The sequence below is a fragment of the Polymorphobacter multimanifer genome (assembly GCF_014205635.1).
GTDB lineage: Bacteria > Pseudomonadota > Alphaproteobacteria > Sphingomonadales > Sphingomonadaceae > Sandarakinorhabdus > Sandarakinorhabdus multimanifer.
The window spans coordinates 1-3481 of sequence record NZ_JACIIV010000063.1; the positions used below are offsets into that span (position 1 = coordinate 1).

The 3481-nt window shown below is 55.4% G+C and carries 2 protein-coding genes and 1 pseudogene; 2 read left to right on the forward strand and 1 reads right to left on the reverse strand.

Going from position 1 to position 3481, the window contains the following annotated elements:
* Positions 1 to 41 precede the first annotated feature (41 nt).
* On the reverse strand, positions 42 to 1076 hold the full coding sequence (locus FHS79_RS18385) for a tyrosine-type recombinase/integrase (RefSeq protein ID WP_184203290.1): 1035 nt from the start codon (positions 1074 to 1076) through the stop codon (positions 42 to 44).
* 276 nt (positions 1077 to 1352) lie between these two features.
* On the opposite strand from FHS79_RS18385, the pseudogene FHS79_RS19495 reads away from it, so the two are divergent.
* Together FHS79_RS19495 and FHS79_RS18390 are read left to right on the forward strand one after the other, a co-directional pair.
* Positions 1353 to 1502, forward strand: a pseudogene (locus FHS79_RS19495) (DUF6538 domain-containing protein); the annotation flags it as partial.
* A gap of 27 nt (positions 1503 to 1529) precedes the next feature.
* Positions 1530 to 3071 (forward strand): tyrosine-type recombinase/integrase, encoded by a 1542-nt coding sequence (locus FHS79_RS18390; protein ID WP_184203292.1) that lies wholly within the window; start codon positions 1530 to 1532, stop codon positions 3069 to 3071.
* Positions 3072 to 3481 lie beyond the last annotated feature (410 nt).

A 3481-nucleotide genomic window follows, 5' to 3' on the forward strand; every position in this document is an offset into this window, starting at 1 on the left:
AAAGGGACAAGCCTAACCAATGGCCGGGTTTTACACCGCCCTCATCGACACGCCGCCGACGATCCAATGGCCTGGTTTGTCACCGCCGTGCACACTCCTGCCACCACGGCCCGATTGATGGGTATTTTCCAAGTTTCCTTGCTCCAAGGCTGACCGTTCGCGCGCCTGAACAGCGGGGCTGTCGGGAGCTTGTCCTGGAGCTGCGACGCAAGCAATTTGCTGGCTTCCGCTGGCAGCTTGATCCGCCGCGATTCGCCCGCCTTGTCCTTGCTTACGGTCAACTCCGCCGTGTGTTTGTCGAAGTCACTGGCAGTGAGCGATGCCAACGCGCCTGGCCTCAAGGGTAACAGGCACAGCGCCTGCACGAACGGTGCCGCATCGGCGTCAATCACTGCGAGCAATGCTCGCCGCTGTTCCCGGCTAAGGTATAGCGTTCGCCGCCGGTCAGCCTTCTTGATCGACTGCAAAGCCTCTTGCCACGCCGCTTCGGTGTTTGGCGTGCCGTGCACCTTTACCTTGCGAAGAGCAGCTCGCAGGATCGCCATGTCGCGGTTGAGCGTTGACGGCGCGCGGGCTCGCGTGAGTTTCGGTCCTGACTTGTTGCGGCTGACCGCTGCGGGCGTTTTTTCGAGGCGGGTGCGCCAGTCCAACAGATGTCGCCGGCGAAGCTTCTCGAGCTTCACATTGGCGATAGCGTCGCGATAGACATAGCGTTCGAAGCGCTGCCCGGCCTCCGGTCGGTCCTTTGCATATTCCCGGCAGGCATCCGCGACCGTTTCCACTTCGGGGCGGACTTCGCCGCCCGCTTCCACGAGGTCCGCAAGAGCTTCGGCCTCCTTCTTGGCGGCGGCGAACATTTCATTGCCCGCCAGCGCGCCAAAGTCGCCGAGTGTCTTGAGTTGGTACTTGCAGGTTTCGGCATCGTAGATGCGGGCGATCCACGTTCCCTTGGCGCCCTGTTTGGAGCGGCGATAGCCGAGAAAACATCCGGCCCTGAGACGCTGCCAGTGCGGCTCGCGCTGGACCTTTAGCCCGTCCCTATCCTTCACCCTGCTCAGATCCAGCGCCATCGCCATCGACCCTCAATTTTGCCGTACGGAAAAAGTACGGAATACATGGGTGGAGATTAGCAGACAATGTTAAACATTGATCCTATAATTATCAGTGGTTTAGATGATCACTAACGTATGCAATTGCCCATATTCTCTGCTCTCCGAAGGCAGGGGTCACAGGTTCGAATCCTGTCGGGTGCACCAAATTCTCCGAAAATCATTTCACCTCAGGCGCTTACCCGTCGGGTACTAACCCGTGCGCTCGAAAGTGCGACACAGGGCCGATCCACAGCGCATGCCATGTCCGGTAACCGACCGCTCCACTTGGTCCGACGCGGCGCGGTCTATATGGTGCGCTTTCGCATTCCCACTCCTCTTGTGTCAGTCTTAGGGATGGTAGAGCTGCGGCGCTCGCTGCATACTGTCAATCCGAACGAGGCTCGCCAAAGATGTCTTCTGGCGACGTCGTGGTTCAGAATGACGATGGAAGCGTTGAGCAACAAACCTGCACCCACCCGCCATGACCTTGAGCAGGCTGCCGTCGAGTTTTTCGATCGCATGGCGAAGGATGTCGATCAGCCGAGGCAGCTGAGCATCGATCATTTCGACGAGGACATTGAATTTAACGTTGAAGAAAGCCGGCGTCGCATGGCTGAAATTGACCAACAGCTTGTCCGCAGCGAATTTGATGGTGTAATCCTGCGCCGGGCAACAGAGCTGATAGCCTCAGTGGGCAATGAGTTTGGTGAACTTCCGCTGGATCTGCGACGGGTCGCTCTGCAGCTTACGGCTCGCGCTGAACGAGCGCAATTGGACCGGTTGATTCATTTATTGAAAAAACCTGCGAGTAGTTTTCATTCCACAGATGAGCTTTTTCAAGTCCATAGGCTTCAGGAGCACCCTACTTTATCAGTTTTTCAGCCGATAGTCACGGGCGTAACGCTGAATCAAGCGATCGCCGGGCATGTAGAGTGGATGACAAGTAGGGGACTTGGCCATTCCCAGCTTGAAGAATTTGCGCGGGTCATGCGTTGGATGCTGGAACAGGTTGGCGAAGATAGGCTGTTGGCAAGTATTTCGAAAGAACAACTTCGCGGATTCAGAGATGATATCTGCCGCCTGACGACGAAGATGCAAGGCAAGTCCTCATCGTTTCAGCAACGACTTACAAAGGATCCCGAGCGTCGGATCAAATCCGACACCGCGATACGCTATTGGAATTATGCCAAAACGCTGTTTTCACATGCGACCGAAGAAGGCTTGATTCCGTCAGATCCAGCGGCAGGCTTAAATATTGCCCGGCGGAAAGGGGAGCAAAAGCGCACACCAGAGCCATTTTCACAGGGTGAGTTGCAACATCTGTTTGTTACTCCTCTCTTTGCAGGATGTCATTCAGTTCATCGGCCAAGGCAGCCTGGCGATTGTCATCGACGGGACGGCCGGTGGTGGTCCGTAGTGCTACTGATGCACACAGGGCTCCGCGCCGGCGAGCTCGCGCAGCTAGTGCCTGAAGATTTCGACTTTTCAGACCCCATCCCACATCTCAAGGTTCGTCTCGAGGACGGAAGCGGAAAACGAGTTAAAACGACGAAAAATGATGCCTCAGTGAGGGACATTCCGATTCTACCTCAGCTCATCAAGCTAGGGCTCCGAGAGTTTGTTAACGCGCGGGCGAAGGCCAAGACCGCTCGCGTTTTTGTTGAGTTTCGTTTGGGAGAGGGGCGATCTAGCGATGGAATGACAAAATTCTGGACCCCGTACCTAAGGGCGTTTGGGCTTTGGAAAGAGGGCAGAGCAACTCATGTGTGGAGGCATACTGTTGCCGCCAATTTGAGGTCGCACGGCGTCGCAGACGAAGACATTGGAGCCCTTTTTGGCCACTCCCCGCAGACCGTCACCGGTGGATATGGTGGCGCACACCCTCTCAGCCGAAAGCTGAAAACGGTCAAACAACTTGACTACGGCTTTGATGTTGTTGCTGCATTAGGCGGACCATATCAAAAAGCTCTCCATGGCTGACACGCTGCGCAGGTGGAGATTGGGGCTCAAAACAGTTAAGAACTCTGCCAACCCTTGTACGAAAAGTATTGAACGTGCATAATATCGTTTGTCAGTCAATGTTGCTGTATCCGCCTGGGCGCCTAGGGTGGTGAAGTTAACTTCAGGCGCGATTGGCCTGTTTCCTCTAACAAGCCCCCCGTCGGCACCTGAACCGCAGCCTGACATTAACTTCATCGCTAAAATCATGGATTATCAAGACCGAAAGGTTTGGGTAAGCATTCCGTTTCCGGACCGCATCGTACTGATTACTGACATACACAATGAGATAACGGCGTAATTACCCACCCCCTTGCCAAGGGGTCGCGTCTATGATTCACACTATCCATGAATCGCGAGGAACTTGAGCAGCTTACGAAGCCTGAGTTGAT